The organism is Spirillospora sp. NPDC049652, assembly GCF_040675125.1.
Classification (GTDB): Bacteria; Actinomycetota; Actinomycetes; order Streptosporangiales; family Streptosporangiaceae; genus Spirillospora.
Map to the genome: position 1 here is coordinate 1 of NZ_JBFAOF010000786.1, position 3,499 is coordinate 3,499.

Annotated in this window: 5 protein-coding genes; all 5 read left to right on the top strand. The window is 74.1% G+C overall.

Annotated features, from left to right (window positions below):
- The coding region (locus AB0J52_RS32535) for a hypothetical protein (RefSeq protein WP_500186672.1) at nt 1-429 on the top strand (429 nt) is incomplete at its 5' end.
- Nucleotides 430-491: 62 nt separating this feature from the next.
- Nucleotides 492-836, top strand: a complete 345-nt coding sequence (locus tag AB0J52_RS32540) for a DUF6412 domain-containing protein (RefSeq protein WP_500186673.1) — start codon at nt 492-494, stop codon at nt 834-836.
- Between the two features lie 15 nt (nt 837-851).
- Nucleotides 852-1,547, top strand: a complete 696-nt coding sequence (locus AB0J52_RS32545; protein WP_500186674.1) for a YidC/Oxa1 family membrane protein insertase — start codon at nt 852-854, stop codon at nt 1,545-1,547.
- A gap of 114 nt (nt 1,548-1,661) precedes the next feature.
- Nucleotides 1,662-2,948 carry a cytochrome P450 gene (locus AB0J52_RS32550; RefSeq protein ID WP_500186675.1) on the top strand — a complete coding sequence of 429 codons (1,287 nt, stop codon included), beginning with the start codon at nt 1,662-1,664 and terminating at the stop codon, nt 2,946-2,948.
- Nucleotides 2,949-3,008: 60 nt separating this feature from the next.
- Nucleotides 3,009-3,499: Rossmann-fold NAD(P)-binding domain-containing protein (locus AB0J52_RS32555; RefSeq protein ID WP_500186676.1), on the top strand; the 491-nt coding region annotated here is incomplete at its 3' end.

Here is a 3,499-nt window from a genome sequence, read left to right on the forward strand (position 1 = left end):
CCCGTGCCGGGGCCGGCGCGCGCGGTGCTGACCGTGCTGGTCGCGGCCGTCGCCGCGGCGCGCGAGGCCGGGCTGGTGCGGCTGCCGCTGCCGCAGAACTCGCGGCAGATCCCGCAGGAGGTGCTGATGCACCGGCTGCGGACGGGATCGCTGCAGTTCGGCTTCGAGATGGGCACCGGCGTCCGGACGTACGTGTCGGCGTCGTCCCCGTACGTCCTGGCGCTCGGGTTGCTGCTGGCCCACATGAGCGGCCCGGCGACGCTGCTGGCGGGGGTCGCGTTCGGCGTGGGGCGGGCGCTGAGCGCGGCGCTCACCTACTGGGCCCGCGACCCCGGCCGCGACGCCGTGATCGCCGCGCGCATGACGTGGGTCAGGAACATCACGGCGCTGTCAGTCCTCGCCGCCGTGACGCTGCTCCTGGTGGGCTGAGCCGGGACGCTCCCGGGGGGACGGGCCGGGAACCGGTGGCGGGGACGGGACGTCCATTCGGTATGAAGCGGGACACGGGCATCCGGCCGCCGCACCTTCTGGTGTGGCTGATGGTCGTGCCCGCCGTGCTGCTCGCGGGCATGTCCAGCGGCCCCCTCGTTCCGGGGTTCCTGGGCGGGGAGCTGCCTCAGCTGCTGGTCGCCGCGTCGTTGGCGGCGGTCGCGGGGCTGGTGGTGCTCGCCGCGACCCGCTTCGTCCGGGCCGACGGCGGGACGGCCGTCGGGCGCGTCCGGACGACCCTGCGCGACCGCACCTCGCGGACGGCGTTCCTGCCGCAGCGCGATCCCGACGCGTCCGGACGGCCGCGTCCCCGGGCCCCAGGACGGACGACCAGGTTCTCGCACTGATCGTCCCGTCCAGCCTTGGAGATCGTCTTGTCCTTCCTCGACATGCCCGTGGCCGGTGCGTACGCGCTGGTCAGCGGGCTCACCTCTGCTTTCGAGCCGTTCGCGGGCGGGTTCGCCGCAGCCCTCGCGATCATCGTGTTCACGCTGGCCGTCCGGGCGCCGCTGCTGCCGCTCGCGGTCCGGGCGGCGCGCGGCGAACGGACCCGGGCCGCGCTGGCGCCGGAGCTGGCGCGGCTGCGCGAGCGGCACCGGCGCGATCCCGAGCGGCTGCGCCGGGAGGCGGCCGCGCTCTACGAGCGCGAGGGCGCGTCCCCGCTGACCGGCTTCGGCCCGATGCTGCTGCAGTTCCCGTTCTTCATGGTCATGTACACGCTGTTCCGGTCGGCGGTCGTCGCCGGGCACCGGAACGTCCTGCTCGCGCACGCGTTCTTCACGGTGCCGCTGGGACAGAACTTCGTCTCGGTCGCCGGGGCCGGCCTGCTCACGCCCGCCGGGCTGGTGTTCGCGGGCCTGCTGGTGGCGCTGGCGGCGGTCGCCTGGTGGTCGTCCCGGCACGCGCCCAGCACGTGGATGCGGCTGCTGTCGCTCGGGACCGCGGTCGTCGCGGCGTTCACACCGTTCGCCGCGGGCGTCTACCTGCTCACGTCCGCCTCCTGGACGGCCGTCGAGCGGACGGTCCTGCGCCGCACCGTCCTCGCCCCCGCGGCCTGACCCGCCTCCGCCCTCGCCCCGCGTGGGACGGGGCCGGACGGTTGACGGGACCCCCGGGACCCGAGTTCGATAGGGAGAACCGAACGCGACTCGGGTTTCCGGGGGTGCTGCTGGATGACGACGGCCGCCGCACACGACGCCGACCTGTCCGACATCGCCTTCTGGGCCCGTCCGCCGGCCGCCCGCGAGGCCGCGTTCGCCGAGCTCCGGCGGCGCGACCGGCCCGCCTTCTTCCCGGAACTGAAGCTGCCGTTCATCAAGCACGGGCCGGGCTACCACGCGCTGGTCCGGCACGCGGACGTGGTGGCGGCGAGCCGGACGCCGGAGGTGTTCAGCAGCGAGCCGTGCTCCAACAGCATCGCCGACCTGCCCGGCTACCTGGCCCGCTACTTCGGCTCGATGATCAACATGGACGATCCGCGGCACGCCCGCCTGCGCCGGATCGTGTCGCGCGCGTTCACCCCGCGCGTGCTGGCCCGGACCGAGGCCGACCTGCGCGCGGGCGCCCGCCGGATCGTGGACGACCTGCTGGCCCGCGGCCCCGCGACCGGGGACTTCGTCACCGACGTCGCCGCGCGCCTCCCGGTGCAGGTCATCTGCGACATGATGGGCATCCCCGCGAGCCAGCGGGCGCTGGTGTACGACCGGACGAACGTGATCCTCGGCATCGGCGACCCGGAGTACACCGGCGGCAGGGAGTTCGTCCGCACCGGGATCACCCGGACCGGCGTGCTGTACGGGCTGGCCTCGGGCCTCGCCGCCGGGTACGAGCTGAACCACATGGCGATGAAGCTGGCCCGCCGGCGCCGGCGCGCACCCGCCGACGACCTGGTGTCGGCGCTGGTCACCGCGAACGTGGACGGCGAGTCGCTGACCGACCAGGAGATCGGCTCGTTCTTCATCCTGCTGGTGGTGGCCGGCAACGAGACGACCCGGAACGCGATGGCGCACGGGCTGAGGCTGCTCACCGACCACCCCGAGCAGCGGGCGCTGCTCGCCGCCGACTTCGACGGCCGGATCGCCGGCGCCGTCGAGGAGATCGTCCGGATGGCGACGCCGGTCATCCAGTTCCGCCGGACGGTCACCCGCGACCACGAGATGAACGGCAACCGGTACCGCGCCGGGGACAAGGTGCTGCTGTTCTACAACTCGGCGAACCGGGACGAGGCGGTCTTCGAGGACCCGGACCGCTTCGACATCCGGCGCTCCCCCAACCCGCACGTCGGGTTCGGCGGCCCCGGCCCGCACTACTGCCTGGGCGCGAACCTGGCCCGGCGCGAGATCACCGTCATGTTCCGCGAACTGTTCGAACGCGTCCCGACGATCCGGTCGGTCGGCGAGCCCGACCGGCTCTACTCCAACTTCATCAACGGCATCAAGCACCTGCCCTTCACCTACTGAACCCACTGAGCGCACTGAGCGCGCGCAAGGCAACCGACGCCGACCCCGAAAGGCGCAGGCATGGGAACGTTCGCGGTGACCGGATCGGCGTCGGGGATGGGCGCGGCGAGCGCCGCGCTGCTGGAGCGGGCCGGGCACACGGTCATCGGCGTCGACCTGCACGACGCGCACGTGGTCGCCGACCTCGGCACGCCGGACGGCCGCGCGCACGCCGTCCGGGAACTGCTGGCCCTCAGCGGCGGACGGCTCGACGGCGTAGCCGCGATCGCCGGCGTCGGCCCGAACGTCCGGGACGCCGCGGCGGTCATGTCGATCAACTACTTCGGGCCGGTGGCGCTGCTGACCGGGCTGCGCGAGGCGCTCGCCGCGTCCGGCGCGGGCCGCGCGGTCGTGATCAGCTCGAACTCGGCCAGCACCGTTCCGCTGGTGGACGACGAGCTGGCCGCGCTCGCCCTCGCCGGGGACGAGGACGGGGCGCGCGAGCGGGCCCGCGCCGGGCAGGCCGCCGCGCCCGCCGAAATCCTCGACTTCGCGCCGAGCATCACCGCGTA